Source organism: Ruegeria sp. CF1, assembly GCF_056537445.1.
Window position 1 is genome coordinate 68,262 of sequence record NZ_JBQFRN010000006.1, and the last position, 24,649, is coordinate 92,910.

Genomic DNA, 24,649 nt, shown 5'->3' on the forward strand with positions numbered 1-24,649 from the left:
CAACGACAGCAAGGCAGATTATCAGTGGTTTCCCTGGTTCGACGTGCGGCACTGGCCGTGATCCTCAGCTCTTCAATTGCGCTCCCTGCGGTATCGGATACCGGATCGGGGTCGTATCTGGCTGGACGTCAGGCGATTTATCAGAGCGATTATCCCGCTGCCGAGCGTTACTATGCGCAGGCGCTGCGCGCTGATCCCCAAAATCCGAAACTGCTGGAAAACGTGGTCGTCGCCCGGCTCGCTTTGGGTGAGATTGAGCGAGCCCTGACCGTCGCCGAAGTTATCGAGGAAAATGAACTGCCCAGCCAGGCCGCTCGGATGGTGATCGCCGCCAATCTGGTGGCAGATGGCAAGCTGGATGAATTTCTGGCCCGCGATCCTGAAACGCAAGGGGTTGGACCGCTGGTTGATGGCCTGATGATTGCTTGGGCTCATATGGGGCAAGGCGCCATGACCAAAGCGATGGAACAATTTGACGTTGTTACCACGCAGGAAGGTCTGAAAGAATTTGCACTTTATCACAAGGCCATGGCGTTGGCGTCAGTCGGAGACTTTGAGGGGGCCGAGGCGATCCTTGCCGCAGATGATGGCCTGGTCGCCCGTTTTTCACGCCGGGCTGCGCTGGCGCGTGCCGAAGTGCTGTCGCAGCTGGATCGCAACGACGATGCGCTGGAATTTCTGGATAACGTCTTTGCCGCCGGCAGTGATCCGACCATCGAAAGTTACGTCACCCGGCTGTCTGATGGCGAAACGCTGCCCTTTACCCATGTCCGTTCTGCACAGGATGGCATGGCCGAGGTTTTCTTTACCGTTGGCGCTGCGCTGAGTGCGGAGGCCGCGCAGGATTATGTTCTGCTATATGCCCGGGTCGCGGCCTTTCTGCGGCCTGACCATATTGATGCGCTTTTGCTAAGCGCTGAGTTGTTGGATGGGCTGGAACAATATGATCTGGCGGTTGATGTCTATCGGCAGGTGCCTCCGGACAGCAGCGATTATCACGCCGCCGAGCTGGGGCGCGCCGAGGTCCTAAGTCGCTCTGACAGAAAAGAAGCTGCCGCCGAGGTCCTGCAAAACCTTGCCGCTCAAAGCCCCGATTTGCCCGGTGTGCATGTAGCTTTGGCCGACCTGCGGCGCCAGCAAGAGGACTACGCGGCAGCGGTCACCTCTTACGACAAGGCGATTGGCCTGACGGAAGAGGGTGCAGGCGGAAACTGGTTCCTGCACTATGCCCGCGGGATATCGCATGAACGTCTGAAGAACTGGGACGAGGCCGAGGCCGATTTCCGCCGCGCGCTTGAGTTGAACCCGGACCAACCACAGGTGCTGAACTATCTCGGGTATTCGCTGGTCGAGCGGCGCGAGAAATTGGACGAAGCGTTGAATATGATCGAACGCGCCGTCGCAGCGCGCCCTGACAGCGGCTATATCGTTGACAGCTTGGGCTGGGTGTTGTTCCGCCTGGGCCGGTACGACGAAGCAGTTGACCACATGGAGCGCGCCGTTGAGCTGATGCCGGTCGATCCGGTGGTAAATGACCATCTGGGCGATGTTTACTGGGCTGTAGGTCGTGGGCGTGAAGCCGAGTTCCAGTGGAAACGAGCACTGTCTTTCATTGATCCTGAAGATACCGACAGCGAAGCCGATCCTGAACGCATCCGCCGCAAGATCGAAGTCGGATTGGATGCGGTTCTGGCCGAGGAAGGTGCCGAACCCCTGAAGGTCGCCAATGAAGGCTGAGGCATTTGCCCCCGCCAAGATCAACCTGACCCTGCATGTGACCGGCCAACGCGCGGATGGCTATCATCTGCTTGATTCGTTGGTTGCCTTTGCCGATGTTGGGGATCAGTTGAGCCTCAGTTCCGGCCCCGAGCTGTCTCTGTCGGTCACGGGTGAGTTTTCGGATGGCGTACCGACCGATGATCGCAATCTGGTCTGGCAGGCCGCCGAGGCTGCAGGCTGGACCGGTCGCATTCATCTGAACAAACAACTGCCGCACGGTGGCGGTGTCGGGGGCGGCTCCTCGGATGCTGCGGCGCTATTGCGCACTGCGACGAAGGGGGGAGAGTGGCCCGATAGCGTGCCGCTGTCGCTTGGCGCGGATGTCCCGGTATGCATACATGCTGCTGCAGCGCGTATGCGCGGGATTGGTGAACAGATTGAGCCGATGGCGTTGCCGCCCCTCCCGGCGCTTTTGGTCAATCCGGGTATTGAAGTTCCCACCGGCCCGGTGTTTTCCGCTTTGCACAGCAGAGACAACGCACCGATGCCTGCTGAGATCCCTGCATTCAAAACTCCGGAAGACTGCGCCACGTGGTTGCAGGTTCAGCGGAATGATTTAGAGGCACCTGCAATATCTGTAGCGCCGGATATTGCGGAGGTCATAGCGGCGTTGGAAGACACCCGAGACGCGTTGATGGTTCGTATGTCGGGTTCAGGCTCAACCTGTTTCGCACTTTATCCAACGCTCAAAGCAGCCCATTTTGCCGCCTATGAGATCGGCGCGGCCCAACCCGGCTGGTGGTGCCGCGCAACGACGCTCAGTTAAGGCGCGATACGACGTAATCGGCCAGATCGCCTAACAGGGTGCGGATTTCGTGATCCGGAAGAGGCGCCAGCGCAGCCTTGGCCTTGGCCGCCCAACCAAACGCATCCGTGCGGGTTGCGTCCAGCGTGCTGTATTTGGCCATCAGTGACAAAGCGTGATCCAGATCGCCCTCTTCCTGCCGTCCGCGACCGATCGTCCGTTCCCAAAACGCGTGTTCCTCGGCAGTTGCCTGAGCCACGGCTTTGATCACTGGCAGGGTCAATTTGCGTTCACGGAAGTCGTCGCCGACGTTTTTGCCTGTGGCCGCACTATCGCCCTGATAATCCAAAAGATCATCTGCGATCTGGAACGCGATTCCAAGCGCATCGCCATAGTCATACAGCGCCTTGACCTGAGCCTCAGTCGCGCCTGCGATCACACCACCCACTTCGGTTGCAGCAGAAAACAGTGCCGCTGTCTTGCCGCGCACAACCTGCAGGTAGACACTTTCATCCGTGCCCAGATCGGTGGCCGCTGTCATCTGCAGCACCTCGCCTTCGGCGATTGTGGCCGACGCATTTGCAAGGATATCCAGAACCCGCAACGAACCGGTTTCGACCATCAACTGAAAGCTGCGGGAAAACAGGTAATCGCCAACCAGAACACTGGATTTATTGTCCCATAGCAGGTTTGCCGTCGGTCGCCCGCGCCGCTGCCCGCTTTCATCTACGACATCGTCATGCAGCAGGGTTGCGGTATGAATGAACTCGACCGTTGCAGCCAGCTTGACGTGATGGTCGCCTGAATAGCCGAACAGCTGCGCCGCCGCCAGGGTCAGCATCGGGCGCAGACGCTTGCCGCCCGCCTCGACCAGGTGCGCGGTCACTTCGGGAATGCGCGGGGCATGTTCCGACGCCATACGCGTCCGAATCAGCGTATTTACTGCTGCCATTTCGCCCGCAAGCATCTCTGCCAGACGCTCATGCGGTTTCGAGATCGTGCTGACGTTCATCACTCTCCTGATACAAGGCTCGACATCCCTGTCACCTTGCCCTTACATCCATCCCCATGAAAGAACTATTGCGCAGCACCGATCCGACAATCCTAGCCTTTGCAACGGCTCTCCTTGAGGGCGAGGATATAGACTGCTTTCAGATGGACGTAAATATGAGCATCCTAGAAGGCGGCATCGGAATCTTTCCCCGTCGCCTAATGGTGCGGGCAGATGATCTGACCCGCGCCGAACGGGTCATGCGCGATAACGAGATCCCGCTGGGGCGATGAGCAGCTTTTCCGACAGTGATCTGACCTGCAATGATTTTCTGGGCGGGCGTGTGCGTCTGTGGCAGCCGCGCTCAGGATATCGTGCAGGGGTCGATCCGGTCTTACTGGCGGCATCGGTCCCGGCACAAGCTGGCCAGTCGGTGCTGGAATTGGGCTGCGGGGCAGGGGCTGCTATTCAGTGCCTAATGGCGCGAGTGCCGCACCTGAAGGCAACTGGGGTTGAACTGCAGGCTGGCTATGCAGATCTGGCCCGCCGCAATTCGGAACAAAACGCAGCGATCACCGTGGTTGAGGCGGATTTGAACGCACTACCGAATGATCTGCGACAAGAACAGTTCGATCATGTGATCGCCAATCCGCCCTACTACCGGGCAGGCGCGCACAGCCCTGCCACCGATGCGGGACGGCAGATCGCACTGGGTGAAGACACGCCGCTTGAGGACTGGATCAATGTCGCCGCCCGACGTCTGGCGCCGCGCGGTTATCTTCACATGATCCAGAGGGCAGACCGGCTGCCCGATATGCTTGCGGGGTGCGCGGGCCGCTTGGGCTCGGTTCAGGTGCTGCCTCTGGCTCCCCGTGCGGATCGCGCGGCTGAGCTGGTGATATTGCGCGCCAGAAAGGGCGGGCGCGCCGCTTTTCGGCTACATGCACCGCTGATTCTGCACCTCGGTGACCGGCACTTAGAAGACGGTGAAAGCTATACCCCCAAGGTCTCGGCGGTGTTGCGCGATGGGGCGGATTTGACCGGGCACTTTGCCTGATCGGCAATGACCAGCCGAATTTGTCGGATTTATTATAGATTTCGTGCGTCTGCAGCGTGACAGGCTGGAAATGATGTGATCAACTTCCTACGTGACACTTACAAACCAGAGAAGGAGGACCGCCATGAGCGTGAGCGCACATCTGACGGAGTTGAAGAAAAAACACGAAATTCTCGGTCTTGAAGTGGAAGAAGCGCAACGCTCACCTGGTATTGACGATCTCCATATCGCACAGCTTAAAAAACAGAAGCTGAAGCTAAAAGAAGAGATCGAGCGCCTGTCGACCTAAGGTTCTAGGCCTTCAGGCTGGCGCGGGCCGCGATGGCAGCGCCACCGGTGACAAACAAGGCCGCGATCGCCAAGCCCCAGGACGGGGCGGCGATCCCGGCCAGAACCAGTACAAGTGTCGATAACAAAGGTGCCGCGTATGAGGCGGTGCCCAGGATTTGAATGTCTCCGCGCTTGACCCCGATATCCCAGACATAGAATGCCAGCCCCACAGGCCCGAGGCCGAGCGCAAGGGTCGAGGCCCAGCCGAATGCGCCTTGCGGCCAGATCGTTTCTTCCACCGCGAAATGCAGGCCCCATGAGGCGATGGCCGTCAGGACGCAGAACACCGCGACCGAGCTTGTGGGCACATCGCCCAGCCGACGCGACAGTACTGAATAGCTGGACCATGTCAGCGCGCAGAGCAAAGCCAGCCCGTAACCGGGCAAGTGTTGAATCTGGAAGCCAGCGCTGCCTCCACCGGTGATGATGACGGCGGCTCCAGCAAAGCCAAGGCAGGCTCCGATAAGGTGGCCCGGTTTCAGATGCTCTCCGGGCAGCAGGCCTGACAGAAGAACGATCAGCAAAGGCCAGAGATAAGCGATAAGCCCAGCCTCGGCTGCAGGGGCCATGCGAAGGGCTGAAAAGTACAGCGCGTGGTAGCCAAAAAGGCCAATTGATCCAAGCAGGTATGTCGTCCACGCGACCCGGCGCAGTTGACCCAGCCCGCCGCTGGCGAATGTCCAAATCAGACCCAGCGTACCGCCGATGGTAAAACAGATCGCGTTCAACAACAAAGGCGGCGTCGGGGCCGAACCCACAGTGAACAGCGCCAGCAGAGACCATAGCAAAACGGCGACAAAACCAATCGCGGTCGCGCCCATTCTGCTCATTCACCAGCTACCTTCTCAACAGGGATGATTTCAAACTCATCCGATATATGCGCGGTCTTTTCAATCTCGGAAATGAACCAGTCGCGGAACGCTGCGATCTGCGGTCGCTTCTCTGCCCCTTGCAGGCAGAGGAAACGAAATCGCCCGGCGGTCTCCAGTGCCACTTTGAACGGCGCGACCAGTCGCCCTTCGGTCAGGTCTTTCAGGATCATGGCGCGCCGCCCCAGAACCACGCCCACCCCGGCCACGGCAGCGTCGATGGCGTGATCGGCGTTCGAAAAATGCGCCCCATGGGTCGGAGTGAAATCCAATCCAACCGCACGGAACCACGCGGGCCAGTCGCAACGCGGCTTGAGAAAACTGATCGAATCGTCATGGATCAGGGGGGCGTCGCGCAACGACGCTGGCGTGGGGAATTGTTCGGCCAGCTCCGGGGTCATAACCGGTGTCAGCCACTCCTTGCGGACGGGAACCGAATAGAGCCCCTCATCCGGCCCGTAGCCAAAGCGGATCGCCACGTCCACGTCATCCCGTTCAAGGTCCATGTTGCGCAGAGTGGCCGAGAATTTCAGGTCAATCCCCGGATTTGCACGGGCAAACTCATAAAGGCGCGGTGCCAGCCATTTCGCCGTCAGGGCAGGGCCTGCTGTAACCGTGAGGCTGGTTTCATCCTGCAGCCTCCGCGTCGCCTGCCACGCGGCTTGCAGGGCGGCAAAGCCATCTGCGGTTCCGGGTGCCAATGTGCGCCCGGCTTCGGTCAGTTCGACAGCGCGATTGAGCCGGCGAAACACGGGGTGGCCCAGATGCTCTTCTAACGACTTGATTTGAAAGGACAGAGCCGCAGGTGTCACATTCAGTTCCTCCGCCGCCTTGGCAAACGACATATGTCGTGCGGCGGCATCGAAGGCGCGCAAAGCAGTCAGCGGAGGCAGGCGGTCGGTCATGTCGGTTAAGTTTTTCTGAACTGAAGGATCGAAAACTCTCGTTTGTGCAATTTAAAATCAAAGGCCATGTTGATGGCAAGTCAAAACCAACTTGATTGAGAAGGGTTCAGCATGATCGAGATGACAACAAACCCAGCCATTCAGAACGCCATTCACCGCGCGCATGAAGAGCGCGGCAAGGCGGTTGTAGGATTCTGGTCCTGGCTATTCGGTTCCCGCTGATCGCAGCGCGCGTGATCTTACGGGATAAAAGAAGGGCCGGTCCTTGATGGACCGGCCCGTTTTCATTCTCAGATCGTCGGTTTAGACGAAGAACTGTGCACCGTTTGCGGAAATGGTCGAGCCGTTGATGAACTGCGAATCGTCTGACGCCAGGAAGGCCACGCAACGCGCGATTTCTTCCGGTTCACCCAGACGACCAGCCGGGATTTGACCGATGATCGATTCGCGCACTTTTTCCGGCACCGCCATGACCATTTCGGTCGCGATATAACCGGGGCAGATCGCGTTGGCCGTGATACCGGCCCGCGCACCTTCCTGCGCCAGAGATTTCACGATGCCCAGATCGCCCGCTTTGGTTGCGGCATAGTTGACCTGCGCAAACTGGCCTTTCTGACCGTTGATCGAGCTGATCACGATGATACGACCAAATTTACGCTCGCGCATACCCGGCCATACCGGGTGCACGGTGTTGAAAACACCAGTCAGATTGGTGTCGATGACCTGATGCCACTGTTCAGGTGTCATCTTGTGGAACGGTGCGTCGCGGGTGATACCGGCGTTGGCGACCACGATGTCGATCGGGCCAACCTCGGCCTCGACTTTTTCGATGCCCGCTTTGGATTCGTCGTAATCCGCAACATTCCATTTATAGGTTTTGATACCGGTTTCGTCGGTGAACTTTGCGGCGGCTTCGTCATTGCCTGCATAAGTGGCGGCAACATTGTATCCTTCGGCCTTCAGCGCCTTGGAAATTGCTGCGCCGATGCCGCGGGAACCGCCGGTTACGAGTGCTGTACGTGCCATTTAGGACTCCTCCAAATTTAGTCGTCTTGGTAATTCTGTTACTCTGAGAGTTAAGGATGCGCAATATCGTTTCGTGATCGATCTTGTCTTTCTGTCCGGCGATTTTGTCGCATCTAAGCGGTATGATCCGATTGTAACAAAAAAGGGCGCCCAGTGGACGCCCTTTTGTATTTAGTTTTCAGCGCACTTAGTCACGCTCCACACACAGGGCGACACCCATGCCGCCGCCGATGCAGAGGGTCGCGAGACCTTTCTTGGCATCCCGGCGCTTCATTTCGAACAGCAGGGTGTTCAGAACCCGGCAGCCGGACGCGCCGATTGGGTGTCCGATGGCAATTGCACCACCGTTGACGTTTACGATCGACGGATCCCAACCCATGTCTTTGTTTACAGCGCAGGCTTGCGCTGCGAAGGCTTCGTTTGCTTCGACCAGATCCAGATCATCGACCGACCATCCAGCTTTCTCCAGAGCCTTGCGCGAAGCGTAGATCGGGCCAACGCCCATGATCGACGGGTCAAGTCCGGCGGTCGCGTAGGATGCAATTCGGGCCAAGGGCTCAATCCCACGCTTTTCGGCATTCTCAGCCGACATCAGCAGGGTGGCAGCGGCACCGTCATTCAGGCCCGAAGCGTTTGCGGCCGTGACAGAACCGTCCTTGGCGAAGGCGGGGCGCAGTTTGCCCATGGCTTCGATTGTCGCGCCGTGGCGGATGTATTCGTCCTTGTCCATCACGATGTCGCCCTTGCGGGTCTTGATGGTGAAGGGCACGATTTCATCGGCGAACTTGCCAGCGTTCTGGGCCGCTTCGGCTTTGTTTTGCGAGGCGACCGCAAATTCATCCTGCATATCGCGGCTGATCTGCCATTTCTCGGCGACGTTCTCAGCCGTTTGACCCATGTGATAGCCGTTGAAGGCATCCCACAGACCATCGCGGATCATCGTGTCGATGTATTTCATGTCACCCATCTTATGACCGGCGCGCAGGGCGGCGGCATGGGGCGACAGGGTCATGTTTTCTTGTCCACCAGCGGCAACGATGTCGGCATCGCCCAATTGGATATGCTGTGCACCCAGAGCAACAGCACGCAGACCCGAACCGCAGACCTGGTTGATGCCCCAAGCCGCGCTTTCCTGCGGCAGGCCCGCATTTATATGCGCCTGGCGCGCTGGGTTCTGACCTTGGGCGGCAGTCAGGACCTGGCCCATGATGGTTTCGCTTACTTCGCCCTTGTCGATCCCTGCACGTTCGACAACTGCTTCAAGGACGGCAGCGCCCAGATCATGTGCGGGGGTGTTCGCAAACGAACCGCTAAAGCTACCGACGCCCGTACGTGCGGCGGATGCGATTACTACGTTGGTCATAAAGTCAATCCTTTACCGTCATGGTCCTGTGGGAAATCTGACGGCGCGGTTTGAGGAGAAGTCTTCTCCGGGTGCAAGAGCGCCTCGTGATCCCCCGCTCAAGCATCTTCTGCAATAGCGCAATGCTGCATCTGCAGCAACGGACAGCTTGTCTCAGAGTGAGCCTTGGCGGTGTTCCGCGCGACCAGCTGCTATCAACTGCCCGTTTTTGCAGCTTTTTCCGGGCTCCAGGGCGGAGTGACTGAAGGCGCTCCATATAGAAAGCCCTGCAGACAATCGACACCGTTTGCGATCAGGAAATGAGCATCTTCGCCACTTTCGACCGATTCGGCGGTGACAAGGATTTCGAATTCCCGCGCAACTGCAATCAGTGCGCGCACCAGCGATTGATTGTCGGGATTGCTGCTGATGCCCCTGATGAACTGCCCATCGATCTTGGCGGCATCGAACAGAAATTCACGAAAGTGGCGAAAGCCAAAGTTACTGGCCCCAAAATCATCCAGCGCAAAGGCGATACCGCGGGCTTGTTGGCGATCCATGAAATCCACCACCAGTTCGGGCACCTGCATCGCCGAAGATTCTGAGATTTCCAGAATCAACCTTTCGCCCAAGCTTGCGTCTTTTTTCAGAAACCTATCCAGCACACGCGACCAGTTGGAATAACCGATGGACCGCGCGGACATGTTGATCGACAGGCGGATGCCAGGGTTGCGGATCAGAGTGCGCAGCCCCATTTCAAGCGCGACGCAATCAAGGTCCCGGCCAATTGGCGTGTTCTCAACCTGTGGCATGAACTCGCGCGCGGGGATGACGCGGCCGGTTTCATCCAATACACGGATGAACCCTTCGTAGAACGCGATTCCCTGAGGAGGATGTGCTTGAACGACAGGCTGGAACGCCAGCCTGCATTGTCTATGCTTTACGGCTTCGGTCGCCATCTGTACCACCGATCGATCCCGTGAAGTGACGGCGGCGCTCAAAGGGTCGTCCGATCCCTCGGGCAGGTCTGCGCGTTTCCTGTTTCCCATGACGTACCGTTCCCCTGATCCCGATGATTTTGGCCGGGGCCAGTTTCAGGGAAGACAGGTAAAACCGGGGTTAACGCTCAAAATTTTATCGCAGGTGGCGGGGCGTAAGATCAGTGTGTTGATTGCCAAGCATGACGCAGCGAAGCAGCCGCACCGATAAGCGCTCCTAAAAGTCCCAGCGCGGCCATGACAAATCCCAACCCCAATAGCGCGGGCATTGCTCCGTTGAGTGCGGCGGTCATTGTGATGACGAGGCCCAGCAAACCTGTGATCGTAGAAATTCTCATCAGCTTTGACATGCGGACCTCCGGAAATGCACTCTTAAAACATCTCAGGGGATATGGAGCGCTTGTGCCAAATTTCAAGCAAAGAAAAGGTCTTTTTGAGACCTAGGCCCGCTTGGCTGTGGAAGCAGGTGATTTGGTGCCGAACTGCTCGAATCCCGGTGTGCCGTGATCTTGCGGATGGCGGACAAGGTGCTTGGCCTTGATCTGTTGGGAATTGTCGCGGCTTCCATCGTGGCTATAGCCCGGAGGGGCAAAACAATAAGCCAGACGTTGGCGCAAGGACAGGCCCGGTTGGGTGGCGTCCCGCCAGATTCCAACCCATTCATGAAACGCCACGCGCAGCGGATTGAACGTGCCGATATTGTGGACAAGCCCATAGTCGACCTTGTCATCTTCTTGCTCGGGGACAAATGTGCCGAACATCTTGTCCCAGATGATGAAGACACCCGCATAGTTGCAATCAAGATATCGCGCATTTCGCCCATGATGGGCGCGGTGGTGACTGGGCGTATTCATAACGGCTTCGAACCAGCGCGGCATTTTGCCGATCGCTTCGGTATGGATCCAGAATTGGTAGATCAGGTTCAGACCTCCGACGAACAGCACCATCGCCGGGTGAAAGCCTAGTAAGATTAGCGGCGCACGTACCACCATCATAAAGGTGAATGTATAGGTCCAGGTCTGCCGCAGCGCCGTTGTCAGGTTGTAATGCTGTGAGCTGTGGTGGTTCACATGACTGGCCCAAACCCAGCGAATGCGGTGCCCAAAGCGGTGCACCCAGTAATACCGCAGATCGTCCAGTACAAAGCACAAGATGATGACCGGGATCGAGGCCCCTAGGTTGAGCGGTGTGATCTGCCACAGCCACATGAAAAACGCATATGCGATGAAGCCCAGCAAAAAGCCCGAGGCGATATTGCCTGCCCCCATGATTAGCGAGGTCAAGGCATCGCGGGTTTCGTACCTACCGCCCCGGCCTTTGATCGCGATCCAAAGGAATTCGGCCAGAATGGCCGCGATGAAGAAGGGCACGGCCCATTGCACCGCGTCGGGAAAACTCACTTGATCGGTCATGCGGGATCCATCAGATTTTGCCAGTGCTGGCGTTCGGTCTCATCAAGGTGGACGATGACCCGAGGAGTGCTGAAATCGTGGAACAGGACTTCAAAGCCTTCGGGATGATCCAGCCAATCGAAATCTCGCAAATGGCGGGCCACGGTATCGGCACCAAAGGACCACAGCAGACCGGCTCCGGTTTCGGTTCGGATAAGGGCGGCGTGACCATCATGGGCAACGGTTACGTCAATGATGGAATCATCTGGAAAGTGACGCAGCCACTGTTCGTGCGCTGTCTCGGGCGTCAGCACTTGCAAGCGTGACTTGCCCGTCAGATGCAGCAGCAAGGCGACCCCGGCAATGCCGCCGACGACGAGGATCAATAGTATTTCCAGCGGCATTCCGTCCTCCTGCAGATAACCTGCAAGCGGGCGATTTGTCTGTCAAAGGTGGCGTGGCGTCAGCCGCTTTCCAGGCTTTCCAGAATCTCATGCTGGACGATGCGCGCGACAAACGGCATTAACCCGTCAGGGCCAGAGGCCCGATCTTTGAGATGGATGCAGATATCGGGCCTTCGCGCGGCGATGATGCCAACCATTTCTCCGCGTATCTTGTCATCAAGGCCCGCGCCCATGATCGCACAGGCGATGCGCGGTTCCGCGTCCAGCTGCCGCCGCACCTCATCCTGATCATGCGCGCCGAGCCACTGAATCGGCAGGTGATCCAGTTGTTGTGCCACGTTGCCGATTACATTCGGCAACCGCCCAATCAACAGAACTACCGGTTTCATCGGAGTCTCCCTTTCTTCCGGTCGCAAACGAAAACCGGCCCGTTGGGGCCGGTCTCATTCTAACACAGATTTTCTGCAAGAGCGCGCGGGACCTCAGCTATTGCCTTCGACAAGCGCTGAAATTATCGCCTTGGCACTGTCCGAGTTCCATTCTGCATCACCGATCAGGCGTGCGATCTCATTGCCATCGGGGTCGATGATCACAGTGATCGGCAGGCCAATCACTCCCATTTCGCGTGCAACCGCCTGTTTCGGATCCTGATGACGCGGCAAGTTGTCGATGCCGTTTTCGTCAAAGAACTTCTTGATCCCGGCAGGTGTGTTGCGACCGGTCGCCAGGGTCAGAACCTCGAATTTGTCACCGCCAAACTCCTGTTGCAGTTCAGCGATCTGAGGCATTTCTTTGCGGCACGGCGCACACCATGTGGCCCAGAAGTTCAGCAGCACATACTTGCCTTTGTAGTCGGCCAGCGATCCGGTGCCGCCATCATCTTCTAGTTCAAAATCGACCACTTTGACCGGCTTGGGCTCACTATGCAGGATCAGCCGCTTCAGGCTGCCCTCACGCAATGGGCCAAGCGTTGCCGCATCTGTTGCCAAAGCGGCGTTTGCACCCAGCGCTAGGGCCATATAAAGGGGGATCAGACGTAACAGGCGCATATCAACTCCGGGTTTTCTTTCATGACCGATCAATCTTCGAACCAGATGTGGGGCGGCCGCTTTGCCGCTGGTCCAGACGCGATCATGGAGGCGATAAATGCCTCGATCGGGTTCGATCAGCGGATGGCAGCCCAGGACATCGCAGGCTCGCGCGCCCATGCCGCCATGCTGGCTGCCACAGGCGTTATTACTGATAGTGATGCGCACGCCATTCGGGAAGGCCTGCTCACCGTTTTGTCAGAAATTCAGAACGGAGAATTTCAGTTCTCGACTGCGCTGGAAGACATTCACATGAATGTCGAGGCGCGACTGAAAGAGGTGATCGGAGAACCCGCAGGCCGTCTGCACACGGGCCGGTCGCGAAACGACCAGGTGGCGACCGATTTCAAACTCTGGGTTCGCGACCAGCTAGATGCCGCAGAATCCGGTCTTCTGGCCCTGATCCGCGCGCTTTTGGCGCAGGCCGAGGCCGGGGCAGACTGGGTCATGCCCGGTTTCACCCACCTGCAAACCGCGCAGCCAGTAACCTGGGGTCACCACATGATGGCCTATGTCGAGATGTTTGGCCGCGATCTGTCCCGCGTGCGCGACGCCCGTGCCCGGATGAACGAATCCCCCTTGGGCGCAGCCGCGTTGGCCGGGACCTCTTTCCCAATCGACCGCCAGATGACAGCTGAGGCGCTGGGCTTCGACCGCCCCGCAGCCAACTCATTGGACGCTGTCAGCGACCGCGACTTCGCGTTGGAGTTCCTGTCGACCGCCTCGATTTGCGCCATGCACTTGTCGCGCTTTGCCGAGGAATTGGTAATCTGGTCCTCGGCCCAATTCCGGTTTGTATCACTGTCTGATCGCTTCTCGACTGGTTCATCAATCATGCCGCAAAAGAAGAACCCCGATGCAGCTGAGCTCATCCGTGCCAAGGTTGGCCGCATATTTGGTGCGAATACTGGCCTGATGATGGTGATGAAGGGGCTGCCGCTGACCTATTCCAAGGACATGCAGGAAGACAAAGAACAGGTATTTGATGCGGCAGATAACTGGATGCTGGCACTTGCCGCGATGGAAGGCATGGTCAAGGACATGACCGCCAATCGCGAAAGCCTGGCTGCCGCTGCCGGGTCTGGCTTTTCAACTGCGACCGACCTGGCCGACTGGTTGGTCCGCGTGCTGGGCCTGCCCTTCCGCGACGCGCACCATGTCACTGGATCGCTGGTGGCCATGGCTGAAAGCAAGGGCTGCGACCTACCGGATCTGACGCTGGAGGACATGCAATCGGTCCACGCGGACATCACCGACGACGTCTATTCTGTTCTTACCGTCGAAAATTCGGTAAACTCTCGCCAATCCTATGGCGGCACCGCACCGGATCAGGTGCGGGCCCAGATCAAGCGATGGAAGGCGCTGGTGTAATGCAGATACGACGGGTGGTGCTATTGATTGCGGTCGCAGCGGCCTTGGCCGGGTGTGGTGCCGATGGCGAACCCATACAGCCCACCATGAGCGCAAGCGTCGGCGTAGGCAGCAGCGGCACCTATGGTGGTGTTGGCGTTGGTCTCAGACGCGGTGGGCTGGGCGTTTATCTGGGGCTCTGAACTCCAAAATTGCAATTTGCTGATCGCACACCCATCTGCATCTGACACATCCTGAATGACAAAGAGAAAATGCATGAGACCTGCCGGCCTGATCCTCTGCCTCGCCGTACTTGCAGCTTGCGACCCGTCAGGCGCACCCCGAACGGAACCAACCGCCGCACCTAGCGGGTCCGGGGTCTCGGTTTCAGGATATGCGAGGGTTGGCGCGTCAAAGACATTCTGAACCGCGACGGTGACCACAACCCTACCGGAATCATTTGATCCACATACCTCTTTTGGTCTAAGCGCGCGGTATGGATCATTTTCTCTACCGCGACGGCGCGCTTTTCGCCGAGGATGTGCCAATCTCCGAAATCGCTGCCGCGGTCGGAACCCCGTTCTATGTCTATTCGACGGCGACGCTGCAGCGGCATTTCAAGCTGTTCGATGACGCGCTTGAGGGCACTGATCACCTAGTCTGCTATGCGATGAAAGCGGCCAGCAATCAGGCCATCCTGAAGACGCTGGCGCAGGCAGGTGCGGGAATGGATGTGGTTTCGGGCGGGGAATATCTGCGCGCCAAAGCCGCGGGCGTGCCCGGAGACAAGATTGTCTTTTCGGGCGTCGGCAAGACAGCGGATGAGATTCGTACCGCTCTGACCGGTGGCATTCGTCAGTTCAACGTCGAATCCGAGCCCGAAATGCAGGTGATCAATGCGGTTGCACTGGAATTGGGCAAGGTTGCGCCGATCACTGTTCGGGTGAATCCGGACGTGGATGCAAAAACCCACGCCAAGATCGCCACCGGCAAGTCCGAGAACAAGTTCGGTATCCCAATCTCGCGTGCGACCGAGGTTTATGCACTGGCCGCAAGCCTTCCGGGACTGGAGGTGATTGGGATCGATGTCCATATCGGATCGCAACTAACCGAGCTTGAGCCGTTTGAACTGGCTTATATGAAGGTTGCGGAACTGACAGAGCGCCTACGCGCAGAGGGGCATAACATCCGCCGCCTCGATCTGGGCGGTGGTTTGGGTATTCCTTATGCCCGTTCCAACGACGCGCCTCCGCTGCCGGTTGAATATGGTGCGATGGTCAAGAAAACACTGGGCCATCTGGGCTGCGAGATCGAGATTGAGCCCGGTCGACTGATCGCTGGCAATGCGGGTCTGATGGTGTCCAAGGTCATCTATGTTAAATCCGGCGAAGACCGCGATTTCCTGATCCTCGATGGCGCAATGAACGACCTGATCCGCCCCGCGATGTATGAGGCGTATCATGATATAGTGGCGGTCGAAGAACCTGCCGCAGGGGTCGAACAGCGCCCGTATGATATCGTTGGTCCGGTCTGTGAATCCGGGGATACCTTTGCAAAACAACGCAACATGCCGGCTTTGAAATCGGGCGATCTTATCGCATTCCGCAGTGCAGGTGCCTACGGTGCAGTCATGTCTAGCGAATACAATACGCGGCCCCTGATCCCTGAGGTTCTGGTGAACGGGGATCAATTTGCCGTAATTCGTGAACGCCCAAGCTTTGACGAAATCATAAACCGCGATACCATACCTGAGTGGCTTTGACGCGATAGGCGCGTCGGGCCGATCAGGAGGCCCGCCTTGCGCGACAACCAGACCTTGCCAATTCCAAGACTGTCCCTGTGGCTGACGCACGGGGGTATGCTGGCTGAGCAGGTGATGCGCGCCTTCTGGCCGTTCTTTTCTATTCTTATGGCGCTGCTGGCCGCCCTGATGCTGGGTCTGCACGATCTTGTGCGCATTGAAGCCGTTTGGATTTCTGCAGCGATCGGATTGATTGCTTTAATTGCGACAGCGGTTTTGGGAATCAGACGGTTCCACCTGCCAACCCGGGCCGAGGCGCTGGTTCGGCTGGATGAAACCCTGCCCGGACGCCCGATACAAGCACTGATGGACGATCAGGCAATCGGTGCGATGGATGCGGATTCGGTGGCACTGTGGCATGCGCACCAGACGCGCATGGCAGATCGTGCATCAAAGGCCGATCCGGTGAAACCCGACTTGCGGCTGGCGTCTCGCGATCCCTATGCGCTTCGCTATGCTGCCTTATTGGCACTCGTCGTTGCGGCTCTGTTCGGCTCGTTCTGGCGGATAGGCTCGGTCGCTGACATGACGCCGGGGACCGCTCAGGCGGGGCAGGGCCCGACTTGGGAGGGTTGGATTGAACCGCCGCGCTACACCGGGCTGCCAACGCTCTACCTTGCCGATCAGACCGATCCGACGTTGACGGTGCCTAAAGGCAGCCGCATCACACTTCGGTTCTACGGCGAGATCGGCGCGCACAGCCTGACAGAATCTTCGACACCTCTGGGCACCGAAGCCGCGACGGACCCGGAACAGGAATTTGTTGCGGAACGCTCGGGCCAAATGCGGATTGATGGCCCGGCAGGGCGCGATTGGGCGCTTGAGATCCTTCCGGACACTGCGCCCAGGATCGCGACGGCAGGAGTGGCGCAATCAGAGGCTGGCGGACAGATGAAGCTGCCCTTCGCTGCTGCGGATGACTATGGAATCGTCTCCGGCACAGCCCGGATCGAATTGGACCTGCTAGCGGTCAACCGTCAATTCGGTCTTGCGACCGAGCCAGAACCGCGCGAGATCATTACGGTCGAGTTGCCAATGCCGATTACAGGCGATCGGACCGATTTCACCGAAGACTTGATCGAGGATTTCTCGCAGCACCCTTGGGCACATTTGCCGGTGAAAATAACCCTCATGGCCATCGATGCGGCGGATCAAGAGACGGTGGCAGAACCTTATCTGACAGAACTGCCGGCCCGTAGGTTCTTTGACCCATTGGCTGCTGCGGTGATCGAACAGCGGCGCGATCTGCTCTGGTCGCGCGAAAATGCGCTGCGTGTATCGCAATTGCTGCGCGCGGTTTCGCACCTACCCGAGGACCTGTTCCGCTCAGATACAGCGTATCTGCGTCTGCGTGTGATCCTGCGGCGGCTGGAGACCTTCGACAAATACGGCGCACTGAACGTCAAACAGCAGGAAGAAATTGCGCAAGCGCTGTGGGATCTGGCGGTTCTGATCGAGGATGGCACGCTGGCCGACGCACTGGAACGGATGCGCCGTGCGCAGGAGCGTCTGACCGAAGCGATGCAGAACGGTGCCAGCGACGAAGAGATTGCCGAACTGATGCAGGAGCTGCGCGAAGCGACACAGGATTACATGCGGCAACTCCAGCGTCTGGCGCAGGAAAACGGTGAGACGCAGCAAGGACAGCAGGGCCAGAACGGCGAAACCCTGCAGATGACGCAGGATGACCTGCAGCGAATGATGGACCGCATTCAGGAGCTCATGGAACAAGGCCGCATGGCCGAGGCGCAGCAGGCATTAGAAGAGTTCCAGCAAATGATGGAAAACATGCGCGTCACACAAGGGCAGGGCCAAGGTGGCCAGTCCGAAGGACAGCAGGCCATGGAAGGGCTGGCAGAAACCCTGCGCGAACAACAGGGCCTCAGCGATCAGGCATTCCGCGACCTGCAGGAACAGTTCAACCCCGGTGCGCAAGCGGGCGAAAGTCAGGGCAATGAGGGTCGCAACGGTGGTCTGGGACGCGGCCAGAGCCATGAAGGCCAGGGCGGCCAGGGCCAGGGTCAGGATGAGGCTGGTGAAGGCCAGCAAGGTCAGGGGTCACTGGCGGATCGGCAGCAGGCGCTGAGGGATGAGTTGAGACGGCAACAACAAGGTCTGCCCGGCGGTGGTACACCTGAAGGCGACGCTGCGCGCGAAGCATTGGGCCGTGCGGGCCGGGCCATGGACGACGCCGAAGACGCCTTGCGCAGCGATGATCTGGCCGAGGCGATTGACCGTCAATCCGAGGCGATGGAAGCCTTGCGCGAAGGCATGCGTTCACTGGGCGAAGCCCTGGCGCAGAACCAGCAGAACCAGCCGGGTCAAGGGACCGAGGCCGGCGACATGCAGGCCAATAACCGCGATCCATTGGGTCGTACGCCAGGTTCCGCGGGATCAATCTCGACCGACGACAACTTGCTGCAAGGCGAAGATGTATATCGTCGTGCGCGCGAGTTGCTGGATGAAATCCGCCGTAGGACCGGTGAACAGGATCGGCCTCAGATCGAGTTGGAATACCTCAAGCGATTGCTCGAAAGGTTCTAGTTCTGCCCTGCGCCCCCGGTCTGTGTCTCAAGCCAAAGGCGCGCTTGATCGACCAGTGAGACATATGATTTCAGCATCGGATCAGCCTGAGGAACCGCCTCGCTGATCTGATTGGCATTGCCATATATCAGAAACAGAATGACGCCGATGATAATGATCAAGGCAAAGCCACGCAGAAACCCACCGGATTTGCGGGCCGGAGCAACGGCTTCAGCTTCGTCCGATGTCAAGTCGCTGCGCAGACCCGAGTTGATCGCCTCAACATCCGGCAGCTCATCTTTCTGACCTGCGTCAGCGGCGGTTTCAGTGGCCGAGGGCCGTTTCGGTTTGACCTTGGGCTCTTCAGGCGGATCCAATGCCAGATCAGGTTGGCTTTCCAGATTGCTGCCTTCACGCTCGCGCAGCTCTGCCTCGCGTGCAGCCTCTTCCTTGAGGATGCTGGATACCGCCGGGTCTACGTTTCCAACACTCAATTCCTCGGGCGCATCGGGTTCTGGTGTGTCTTCTGCCTTAACCTTTTCTGGCTCGGCCTTGGCCGTATCGGGTTCTGGCGCATCCTCTGACTTAACATCTTCCGGTTCGGCAAAGGCTGCCTGGATTGCAGTCGCAGATTTCGCTTCCGGCTCTGCTTTGCTGGCGACTGGATACTTTTCCTGAAACCAGGTCTCTTCGCAAGCCGAGCATTGAACTTCGCGCCCGTCCTCGGGGATCACTTCGTCCGGGACTTCGTACTGGGCGCTGCAATTCGGACACGTTAAACGCATTCTGCCTCCTGGCCTTCAAGGCTGGCCTGATAATAGTTTTTTCAGGGATGATATTCCGTTAAGACCCAACAGCAAAGCGTGTTTTCGGTTTCGCGGGCCAAGTGTCGCCAATTGGCCCCGCCCAAGGCATTGAATCCACCGCTGCGCTCGGGCAAGAGGTGAGCAGAATAAAGGGGGCAGGCGTGATCGAGCTGGAGAATATCAGCTATACCTACGGCGGTGGTGAGTTGCTAAGCGATGTTTCGCTGCAATTACAGCCCGGATCGTTCCACTTTCTGACCGGGCCTTCGGGTGCGGGCAAGACCACATTGCTGAAACTCTGTTATGGCGCGTTGTTGCCAACCTCGGGCAGGTTGATGGCCTTTGGCGAGGATATCGCCCGCATGGACCGTGATCAGATGGCGCTGCTGCGCCGCCGAATTGGCGTGGTGCATCAGGATTGCCGATTTTTGGATCACATGACGCTGGCCGAGAATGTCGCGTTGCCGCTGATGGTCTCGGGGCGCTCTGAAAATGGGCAGCAGGACGATCTGACCGAACTGCTGGGCTGGGTCGGGCTTGGCAGCAGGCTTGAGGCGCACCCGCCTGAACTATCGGGGGGCGAACGCCAGCGTGCCGCATTGGCCCGCGCAGTCATCCTATCGCCCGATGTGGTGCTTGCGGATGAACCCACCGGCAATGTGGACTGGGAGATGTCGCAACGACTTCTGCGCCTGTTGGTCGAATTGAACAGGATGGGAAAAACCGTGCTGATCGCCACCCATGACCTAAGCCTGATCCGCGCCGCCAAAAGCCAAGTTCAGGCTCGCGTTCTGCGTATCGCGCAGCGCCGGGTGCAGCTTGCGGGGGCGGATCTATGAGCAAGGGCACGATCCGCAATTTGCTGCGCCGTGACAGCCGCGCCGACCGGGTGGTGCCACCCACGGGCTTTACCGCGCAATTGACCCTGTTCGTGTCTGGTGCAATGGCCTTTCTGGCGGTTTTTGCGCTGGCTCTTTCGTTAGCCTCGGGCCGTGTGGCGGATCGTTGGGCTTCAGAGTTGGCGGGGGCAGCGACCTTGCGGATCAATGCCCCTGCAGATCAACGTGCGGCGCAAACCGAGGCTGCTTTGAATGTCCTCCAGCAAACGCCGGGTGTGGCTTCGGCTCGCGCGTTGACGAGCGAAGAGCAGGCCACACTGCTGTCACCCTGGTTCGGACCGGACTTGCCTCTGGACACTTTACCAATCCCGCAGCTGATAGAGATTATCGAAGGTGAGCCGGGTCTTGATGCGGCTGGCCTGCGGCTGCGGCTAGGGGCGGAGGTGCCGGGCGCAGTGCTGGATGATCACACTCGCTGGCGCGAGCCATTGGTTGATGCGGCCAATTCGCTGCGGCGTCTGGGCTGGATTTCGATCCTGCTGATCGGTGGCGCCACTGCCGCTATGATCACGCTTGCCGCCAACGCCTCGCTTGCCGCCAACGCGCAGATAATCGAGGTTCTGCGTCAGGTCGGCGCGCGGGACCGGTTCATCGCCGGAGCGTTCGTGCGCCGCTTTACGTTCCGGGCGCTGTTTGGGGCAGCGGTTGGCACCTTGCTGGGTATGACGGGTGTATTGTTGCTCCCTGAAGCCTCGGATGCGGGTGGTTTTCTCACTGGCCTTGGGTTTCAGGGTATCGGTTGGATCCTGCCCGTGCTGATCCCGGTATTGGGCGCGGCCGTTGCGTTTCTGGCCACATGGTCAGCCGCGCAGCGCAAGTTGAAGGAGCTTTCGTGATGTTCATGGCTATTCAATGGGTCCGGTCGCTGATCTTTATGATCACCATCTATGCCTGGATGCTGGTGCTGGGGCTTGTCTTTGCCCCCTATGCGCTGTTCGCCAAGCGTGGCGCATTGCGAGCATGCAAAACCTATGCGCGCACAACCAAGTGGTTGGCCCGCTGGATGGTTGGTATTCGCTGCGAAGTGCGCGGGGAAGTCCCACATGGCGAGGTTGTGATCGGCGCCAAGCACCAGTCGTTTCTGGACATCATCATAATCTTCGACGCCATCCCACACGGCAAATTCATCATGAAGCGAGAGCTTCTGTGGACGCCGGTCATCGGAATGTATGCGCGCCGTCTGGGATGTATCCCGGTCAATCGCGGCAAACGCGGGGCGGCGGTTGCGAAGATGGTCAAGGATGTCGCCCGCGAGTTCAGCGAACCCGGTCAGTTGGTGATCTACCCGCAAGGTACGCGCGTCGCGCCTGGGGTGCACAAGCCCTATAAGGTTGGAACGGCGGTTCTGTATGAAGGGCTCGGGTTCCCGTGCGTACCCGTTGCCACAAATGCGGGCGTCTTCTGGCCCAGAACCGGTGTCATGCGCAAGCCCGGCACGGCGATTGTCGATTTCCTTAATCCAATCGAACCCGGCGTTGCGCGGAATGCCTTTCTGGAACGGCTGGAAAACGTGATTGAGACACGGTCCAACGAACTGATGCGAGAAGTGGGGTTTGACCCGGATGGAATTCGTTAAGGATATCACTGCCCTTGAGGCTCTGTATGGCACGCCCGGAGCAGCCTCGATCCGCAAAGTGGCGCGGCGGCTAACACCGCTCTACCGCAAATGGATTATGGCCTCACGCTTGTGTATCCTCAGCACCGTCGGCTCCGAAGGTGTCGATGGCAGCCCGCGTGGAGATGAAGGGCCAGTTGTGTTGGAACTGGACCAAGGCACCCTGGCACTGCCGGATTGGCGGGGAAACAACCGCTTGGATTCCCTGCGAAATATCGTACTCGATCCACGCGTCTCATTGTTGTTCATGGTGCCCGGTTCGAACAATGTGGTTCGGGTAAATGGGAACGCTCAACTGACTGCTGATGAAGCCCTGCGCGCCCGGTTCGAAAAACACGGAAAACGCCCCGCAACCGTAATCGTAATCGAGATATCCGAGATTTACACACAATGCGCGCGCGCCCTGATCCGGGCCAGAACCTGGAGTGGCCACGATGAAAGCGAGGGCCTGCCGACGGCTGGCGAGATATTGTCGGAAATGACGTCAGGAGAGGAAGGCGGCGCGCAATATGATCAGGAATGGGGTGCCCGCGCCGCTAGAACCATGTGGTAGGCAAGGATGGCTCTGATTCAGCCGATCACCTCACCGATCAGCATCTGCGGTTTGACATTGGTGAAGTTTGGCAGATCGGCCAGGACAGGGCCTGCCTTTGACATAGCGTCGTTCATGGCGTCCTGATCTTCAAACATGATCGTTGCGATCGCGTAATGACCTGCTGGCGCTTCAGGGCCTCCCGCAATGCCTTTGGTTACGACCGTACGTTCGATATGTGACCCCATGTGCTCGCCGACAAGCGGAAGATGTGTGTCGACATAATAGTCGAAATCGAAATGTGTTTCTGTACCTATGGGATAGATCACCTGTAAACTGACGCTCATCTGACTTCCTTTCCAAAAGCAATGGAGTCAGTAAACCGCGTCTGATCACCTGCCGCAAATGGTTTTGAGCGACACGGGGTGCCGCTCAAGGAGACTAGGTAGAGGACCTGCTCAGGTTTGGTCAGCTATGAATTGGCCCGTCACCACAGGCGAGCGCCGCCTCGCGCACTGCTTCGGAATAGGTCGGGTGAGCGTGACAGGTCAGGGCCAGATCTTCGGCTGATGCGCCGAATTCCATGGCGACGCAAACCTCGTGGATCAGGTCTCCGGCCGCGGGGCCGATGATATGCGCGCCCAGAATGCGATCGGTTTCTTTGTCTGCCAGAATCTTGACGAACCCGTCGGCTGCGAAATTCGCCTTGGCCCGGCCATTGCCCATGAACATGAACTTGCCGACCTTGTAGGCGCGGCCCTGTTCTTTGAGTGTCGCTTCGGTCTCACCCACATTGGCCACCTCGGGCCAAGTGTAGATGACCCCAGGAATAACACCATAGTTCACATGACCATGCTTGCCTGCAACCTGCTCGGCTGCGGCCATGCCCTCGTCTTCAGCCTTGTGGGCCAGCATCGGGCCTTCGGTCACGTCGCCGATGGCGTAGATGCCCGGCACGTTGGTCTGCCAATCACTGCCGACCTTGATCTGGCCGCGCGGGGTCATCTCGACGCCCAAAGCGTCCAGCCCCAGCCCATCCGAATATGGCTTGCGCCCGGTGGCCACCAGCACAGTATCGGCATCGATGACATGCTCGCTGTCATCCTTGAGCAGCTTGTACGTTACCTTGGCTTTGGTCTTGGTGGCTTCGGTCTTTTGCACCGCAGCGCCCATGACGAACTTCAAACCCTGTTTCTTCAGGATACGCTGGAAAGTCTTCTGAACCTCGGGGTCCATACCCGGCGTGATTTCCTTGAGGAATTCGATCACCGTCACCTCTGCGCCCAAACGGCTGTAGACCGAGCCCAATTCAAGCCCGATCACACCGGCACCGATCACAATCATTTTCTTGGGAACTTTGCCCAGAGACAACGCGCCAGTCGAAGTCACCACGACCTTTTCGTCAACCTCGACGCCAGGCAGTGCCGATGGCTCAGAGCCCGACGCGATAATGATGTTCTTGGTCTCATGGACCTCATCACCAACCTTGACCTTGCCCGCAGCAGGGATTGAGCCCCAACCTTTCAGCCAATCGATCTTGTTCTTCTTGAACAGAAACTCGATGCCCTTGGTGTTGCCATCGATCACCTCGTCCTTGTAGGCCTGCATCTGCTTCCAATCGACCGAAGGTGACTTCCCCTTCAGACCCATCTTTGCAAAGTTGTGTTCGGCTTCGTGCAACTGATGGCTGGCATGCAACAATGCTTTCGAGGGGATGCAGCCCACGTTCAGGCAAGTCCCACCCAGCGTCTCGCGCCCCTCGACAACTGCGGTTTTAAGGCCCAGTTGGGCGCAACGGATGGCGCAGACATAGCCGCCTGGTCCGGCGCCGATTACGATGACGTCATAATTTGCCATTACATTCTCCTAAATCGACCGGCTGATCCGGCAGCGTCCCGATCCGGTATGGCGGGTCGGGTACCTATATTTCAAACGGGTTCCAGCAGCTTGATTGATATATGCGCAATGCCGCCGCGTTCATGGTGCATCGCCAGTTCTTCGGACCCAAAAAAGGCTTTGGCCTTATCCAGATTCATAACCTCGAACATCGCTATCGCATGATCCCGCTGATCTGGATCGCGCCAGACATGCAGGTCGCGGATACCCGCGGCCTTGCGCATCGGTTGATCCTCGCGGAACACCTTCAGCCAGGCATCGAAATCGGCCACATCGGCTTGCCACAGTACATGAGTCGCCAT

Annotated in this window: 28 protein-coding genes; 13 read left to right on the plus strand and 15 right to left on the minus strand. The window is 58.4% G+C overall.

The features are described from left to right. Nucleotides 1-24 precede the first annotated feature (24 nt). Both ACRZ96_RS12355 and ACRZ96_RS12360 read left to right on the plus strand, forming a co-directional pair. Complete coding sequence (locus ACRZ96_RS12355; RefSeq protein WP_480814690.1) at nt 25-1,737, plus strand: tetratricopeptide repeat protein; 1,713 nt, start codon at nt 25-27, stop codon at nt 1,735-1,737. After that, the gene (locus ACRZ96_RS12360) at nt 1,727-2,545 is read left to right on the plus strand and encodes a 4-(cytidine 5'-diphospho)-2-C-methyl-D-erythritol kinase (RefSeq protein WP_480814691.1); all 819 of its coding nucleotides are present in this window, start codon (nt 1,727-1,729) and stop codon (nt 2,543-2,545) included. Before ACRZ96_RS12355 ends, ACRZ96_RS12360 begins: the two co-directional genes overlap by 11 nt. Here the strand turns inward: ACRZ96_RS12360 and ACRZ96_RS12365 are convergent. Continuing rightward, nucleotides 2,538-3,536 carry a polyprenyl synthetase family protein gene (locus ACRZ96_RS12365; protein ID WP_170513874.1) on the minus strand — a complete coding sequence of 333 codons (999 nt, stop codon included), beginning with the start codon at nt 3,534-3,536 and terminating at the stop codon, nt 2,538-2,540. The two genes, ACRZ96_RS12360 and ACRZ96_RS12365, sit on opposite strands and share 8 nt — an antisense overlap. A 56-nt stretch (nt 3,537-3,592) precedes the next feature. Between ACRZ96_RS12365 and ACRZ96_RS12370 the strand changes: the two genes are divergently transcribed. From ACRZ96_RS12370 to ACRZ96_RS12380, 3 genes are all read left to right on the plus strand, one after another. Continuing rightward, a complete protein-coding gene (locus ACRZ96_RS12370) occupies nt 3,593-3,808 on the plus strand; it encodes a putative signal transducing protein (RefSeq protein WP_008755664.1) in 216 nt (71 codons plus the stop codon). Further along, complete coding sequence (locus ACRZ96_RS12375) at nt 3,805-4,572, plus strand: tRNA1(Val) (adenine(37)-N6)-methyltransferase (protein WP_480707104.1); 768 nt, start codon at nt 3,805-3,807, stop codon at nt 4,570-4,572. Before ACRZ96_RS12370 ends, ACRZ96_RS12375 begins: the two co-directional genes overlap by 4 nt. Before the next feature lie 124 nt (nt 4,573-4,696). Then, on the plus strand, nt 4,697-4,861 hold the full coding sequence (locus ACRZ96_RS12380; protein ID WP_170395738.1) for a YdcH family protein: 165 nt from the start codon (nt 4,697-4,699) through the stop codon (nt 4,859-4,861). A gap of 4 nt (nt 4,862-4,865) precedes the next feature. On the opposite strand, the gene yddG is transcribed toward ACRZ96_RS12380, so the two are convergent. From yddG to ACRZ96_RS12430, 10 genes are all read right to left on the minus strand, one after another. After that, on the minus strand, nt 4,866-5,732 hold the full coding sequence (gene yddG / locus ACRZ96_RS12385; RefSeq protein ID WP_480707106.1) for an aromatic amino acid exporter YddG: 867 nt from the start codon (nt 5,730-5,732) through the stop codon (nt 4,866-4,868). Further along, a complete protein-coding gene (locus ACRZ96_RS12390; protein ID WP_170513880.1) occupies nt 5,729-6,676 on the minus strand; it encodes a transcriptional regulator GcvA in 948 nt (315 codons plus the stop codon). The genes yddG and ACRZ96_RS12390 overlap by 4 nt, the downstream gene beginning before the upstream one ends. A gap of 303 nt (nt 6,677-6,979) precedes the next feature. After that, complete coding sequence (phbB, locus tag ACRZ96_RS12395) at nt 6,980-7,702, minus strand: acetoacetyl-CoA reductase (RefSeq protein ID WP_170395744.1); 723 nt, start codon at nt 7,700-7,702, stop codon at nt 6,980-6,982. A gap of 187 nt (nt 7,703-7,889) precedes the next feature. Continuing rightward, nucleotides 7,890-9,065: an acetyl-CoA C-acetyltransferase gene (locus tag ACRZ96_RS12400; protein ID WP_170395746.1), complete on the minus strand. Its 1,176-nt coding sequence runs from the start codon at nt 9,063-9,065 to the stop codon at nt 7,890-7,892. Nucleotides 9,066-9,259: 194 nt separating this feature from the next. After that, a complete protein-coding gene (locus tag ACRZ96_RS12405; protein WP_170395748.1) occupies nt 9,260-10,093 on the minus strand; it encodes an EAL domain-containing protein in 834 nt (277 codons plus the stop codon). 110 nt (nt 10,094-10,203) lie between these two features. Then, on the minus strand, nt 10,204-10,392 hold the full coding sequence (locus ACRZ96_RS12410; protein ID WP_170395750.1) for a hypothetical protein: 189 nt from the start codon (nt 10,390-10,392) through the stop codon (nt 10,204-10,206). Nucleotides 10,393-10,482: 90 nt separating this feature from the next. Next, entirely contained in the window at nt 10,483-11,454 is a 972-nt protein-coding gene (locus ACRZ96_RS12415) for a sterol desaturase family protein (protein ID WP_480763396.1), read from the minus strand. Continuing rightward, on the minus strand, nt 11,451-11,837 hold the full coding sequence (locus ACRZ96_RS12420; RefSeq protein WP_170408353.1) for a hypothetical protein: 387 nt from the start codon (nt 11,835-11,837) through the stop codon (nt 11,451-11,453). The genes ACRZ96_RS12415 and ACRZ96_RS12420 overlap by 4 nt, the downstream gene beginning before the upstream one ends. Nucleotides 11,838-11,896: 59 nt before the next feature. Next, the gene (locus ACRZ96_RS12425; protein ID WP_170395756.1) at nt 11,897-12,226 is read right to left on the minus strand and encodes a hypothetical protein; all 330 of its coding nucleotides are present in this window, start codon (nt 12,224-12,226) and stop codon (nt 11,897-11,899) included. A 93-nt stretch (nt 12,227-12,319) separates the two neighbouring features. Then, nucleotides 12,320-12,886, minus strand: coding sequence for a TlpA disulfide reductase family protein (locus ACRZ96_RS12430; RefSeq protein WP_170395758.1), 567 nt, complete (start codon nt 12,884-12,886; stop codon nt 12,320-12,322). A gap of 21 nt (nt 12,887-12,907) precedes the next feature. Between ACRZ96_RS12430 and argH the strand changes: the two genes are divergently transcribed. From argH to ACRZ96_RS12450, 4 genes are all read left to right on the plus strand, one after another. Next, nucleotides 12,908-14,296, plus strand: coding sequence for an argininosuccinate lyase (gene argH, locus ACRZ96_RS12435; RefSeq protein WP_170408352.1), 1,389 nt, complete (start codon nt 12,908-12,910; stop codon nt 14,294-14,296). Next, nucleotides 14,296-14,478 carry an argininosuccinate lyase gene (locus ACRZ96_RS12440; protein ID WP_170395762.1) on the plus strand — a complete coding sequence of 61 codons (183 nt, stop codon included), beginning with the start codon at nt 14,296-14,298 and terminating at the stop codon, nt 14,476-14,478. Before argH ends, ACRZ96_RS12440 begins: the two co-directional genes overlap by 1 nt. Before the next feature lie 293 nt (nt 14,479-14,771). Further along, nucleotides 14,772-16,037 carry a diaminopimelate decarboxylase gene (gene lysA / locus ACRZ96_RS12445; protein ID WP_223117535.1) on the plus strand — a complete coding sequence of 422 codons (1,266 nt, stop codon included), beginning with the start codon at nt 14,772-14,774 and terminating at the stop codon, nt 16,035-16,037. A gap of 96 nt (nt 16,038-16,133) precedes the next feature. Further along, entirely contained in the window at nt 16,134-18,620 is a 2,487-nt protein-coding gene (locus ACRZ96_RS12450; RefSeq protein WP_480707226.1) for a TIGR02302 family protein, read from the plus strand. On the opposite strand, the gene ACRZ96_RS12455 is transcribed toward ACRZ96_RS12450, so the two are convergent. After that, the gene (locus ACRZ96_RS12455; RefSeq protein ID WP_170597269.1) at nt 18,617-19,384 is read right to left on the minus strand and encodes a zinc-ribbon domain-containing protein; all 768 of its coding nucleotides are present in this window, start codon (nt 19,382-19,384) and stop codon (nt 18,617-18,619) included. The two genes, ACRZ96_RS12450 and ACRZ96_RS12455, sit on opposite strands and share 4 nt — an antisense overlap. Before the next feature lie 182 nt (nt 19,385-19,566). Between ACRZ96_RS12455 and ACRZ96_RS12460 the strand changes: the two genes are divergently transcribed. From ACRZ96_RS12460 to ACRZ96_RS12475, 4 genes are read left to right on the plus strand one after another with little or no spacing between them, the layout of a single operon-like run. Then, nucleotides 19,567-20,244 carry a cell division ATP-binding protein FtsE gene (locus tag ACRZ96_RS12460; RefSeq protein WP_170423929.1) on the plus strand — a complete coding sequence of 226 codons (678 nt, stop codon included), beginning with the start codon at nt 19,567-19,569 and terminating at the stop codon, nt 20,242-20,244. Next, on the plus strand, nt 20,241-21,140 hold the full coding sequence (locus tag ACRZ96_RS12465) for an FtsX-like permease family protein (protein WP_170408348.1): 900 nt from the start codon (nt 20,241-20,243) through the stop codon (nt 21,138-21,140). Before ACRZ96_RS12460 ends, ACRZ96_RS12465 begins: the two co-directional genes overlap by 4 nt. Next, nucleotides 21,140-21,880, plus strand: a complete 741-nt coding sequence (locus tag ACRZ96_RS12470; RefSeq protein WP_480571499.1) for a lysophospholipid acyltransferase family protein — start codon at nt 21,140-21,142, stop codon at nt 21,878-21,880. Before ACRZ96_RS12465 ends, ACRZ96_RS12470 begins: the two co-directional genes overlap by 1 nt. Next, a complete protein-coding gene (locus ACRZ96_RS12475) occupies nt 21,867-22,472 on the plus strand; it encodes a pyridoxamine 5'-phosphate oxidase family protein (protein WP_170395774.1) in 606 nt (201 codons plus the stop codon). Before ACRZ96_RS12470 ends, ACRZ96_RS12475 begins: the two co-directional genes overlap by 14 nt. A gap of 17 nt (nt 22,473-22,489) precedes the next feature. Here the strand turns inward: ACRZ96_RS12475 and ACRZ96_RS12480 are convergent, their stop codons facing one another. The 3 genes from ACRZ96_RS12480 to ACRZ96_RS12490 form a co-directional block, all read right to left on the minus strand. Further along, complete coding sequence (locus ACRZ96_RS12480) at nt 22,490-22,798, minus strand: EthD family reductase (protein WP_170513910.1); 309 nt, start codon at nt 22,796-22,798, stop codon at nt 22,490-22,492. Nucleotides 22,799-22,919: 121 nt separating this feature from the next. Continuing rightward, nucleotides 22,920-24,308, minus strand: coding sequence for a dihydrolipoyl dehydrogenase (lpdA, locus tag ACRZ96_RS12485; RefSeq protein ID WP_170465907.1), 1,389 nt, complete (start codon nt 24,306-24,308; stop codon nt 22,920-22,922). 71 nt (nt 24,309-24,379) lie between these two features. Further along, complete coding sequence (locus ACRZ96_RS12490) at nt 24,380-24,649, minus strand: hypothetical protein (RefSeq protein WP_170395780.1); 270 nt, start codon at nt 24,647-24,649, stop codon at nt 24,380-24,382.

Coding starts and splice junctions, on each gene's coding strand:
- ACRZ96_RS12490 (WP_170395780.1), bottom strand. CDS start 24,649: ATGGCGACTCATGTACTGTGGCAAGCCGATGTGGCCGATTTCGATGCC.
- ACRZ96_RS12455 (WP_170597269.1), bottom strand. CDS start 19,384: ATGCGTTTAACGTGTCCGAATTGCAGCGCCCAGTACGAAGTCCCGGAC.
- phbB (WP_170395744.1), bottom strand. CDS start 7,702: ATGGCACGTACAGCACTCGTAACCGGCGGTTCCCGCGGCATCGGCGCA.
- ACRZ96_RS12425 (WP_170395756.1), bottom strand. CDS start 12,226: ATGAAACCGGTAGTTCTGTTGATTGGGCGGTTGCCGAATGTAATCGGC.
- ACRZ96_RS12440 (WP_170395762.1), top strand. CDS start 14,296: ATGCAGATACGACGGGTGGTGCTATTGATTGCGGTCGCAGCGGCCTTG.
- ACRZ96_RS12480 (WP_170513910.1), bottom strand. CDS start 22,798: ATGAGCGTCAGTTTACAGGTGATCTATCCCATAGGTACAGAAACACAT.
- ACRZ96_RS12420 (WP_170408353.1), bottom strand. CDS start 11,837: ATGCCGCTGGAAATACTATTGATCCTCGTCGTCGGCGGCATTGCCGGG.
- ACRZ96_RS12430 (WP_170395758.1), bottom strand. CDS start 12,886: ATGCGCCTGTTACGTCTGATCCCCCTTTATATGGCCCTAGCGCTGGGT.
- ACRZ96_RS12470 (WP_480571499.1), top strand. CDS start 21,140: ATGTTCATGGCTATTCAATGGGTCCGGTCGCTGATCTTTATGATCACC.
- ACRZ96_RS12365 (WP_170513874.1), bottom strand. CDS start 3,536: ATGAACGTCAGCACGATCTCGAAACCGCATGAGCGTCTGGCAGAGATG.
- ACRZ96_RS12390 (WP_170513880.1), bottom strand. CDS start 6,676: ATGACCGACCGCCTGCCTCCGCTGACTGCTTTGCGCGCCTTCGATGCC.
- ACRZ96_RS12415 (WP_480763396.1), bottom strand. CDS start 11,454: ATGACCGATCAAGTGAGTTTTCCCGACGCGGTGCAATGGGCCGTGCCC.
- yddG (WP_480707106.1), bottom strand. CDS start 5,732: ATGAGCAGAATGGGCGCGACCGCGATTGGTTTTGTCGCCGTTTTGCTA.
- argH (WP_170408352.1), top strand. CDS start 12,908: ATGACCGATCAATCTTCGAACCAGATGTGGGGCGGCCGCTTTGCCGCT.
- ACRZ96_RS12380 (WP_170395738.1), top strand. CDS start 4,697: ATGAGCGTGAGCGCACATCTGACGGAGTTGAAGAAAAAACACGAAATT.
- lysA (WP_223117535.1), top strand. CDS start 14,772: ATGGATCATTTTCTCTACCGCGACGGCGCGCTTTTCGCCGAGGATGTG.
- ACRZ96_RS12465 (WP_170408348.1), top strand. CDS start 20,241: ATGAGCAAGGGCACGATCCGCAATTTGCTGCGCCGTGACAGCCGCGCC.
- ACRZ96_RS12405 (WP_170395748.1), bottom strand. CDS start 10,093: ATGGGAAACAGGAAACGCGCAGACCTGCCCGAGGGATCGGACGACCCT.
- ACRZ96_RS12400 (WP_170395746.1), bottom strand. CDS start 9,065: ATGACCAACGTAGTAATCGCATCCGCCGCACGTACGGGCGTCGGTAGC.
- ACRZ96_RS12475 (WP_170395774.1), top strand. CDS start 21,867: ATGGAATTCGTTAAGGATATCACTGCCCTTGAGGCTCTGTATGGCACG.
- ACRZ96_RS12360 (WP_480814691.1), top strand. CDS start 1,727: ATGAAGGCTGAGGCATTTGCCCCCGCCAAGATCAACCTGACCCTGCAT.
- ACRZ96_RS12410 (WP_170395750.1), bottom strand. CDS start 10,392: ATGTCAAAGCTGATGAGAATTTCTACGATCACAGGTTTGCTGGGCCTC.
- ACRZ96_RS12370 (WP_008755664.1), top strand. CDS start 3,593: ATGAAAGAACTATTGCGCAGCACCGATCCGACAATCCTAGCCTTTGCA.
- ACRZ96_RS12375 (WP_480707104.1), top strand. CDS start 3,805: ATGAGCAGCTTTTCCGACAGTGATCTGACCTGCAATGATTTTCTGGGC.
- ACRZ96_RS12450 (WP_480707226.1), top strand. CDS start 16,134: ATGCTGGCTGAGCAGGTGATGCGCGCCTTCTGGCCGTTCTTTTCTATT.
- lpdA (WP_170465907.1), bottom strand. CDS start 24,308: ATGGCAAATTATGACGTCATCGTAATCGGCGCCGGACCAGGCGGCTAT.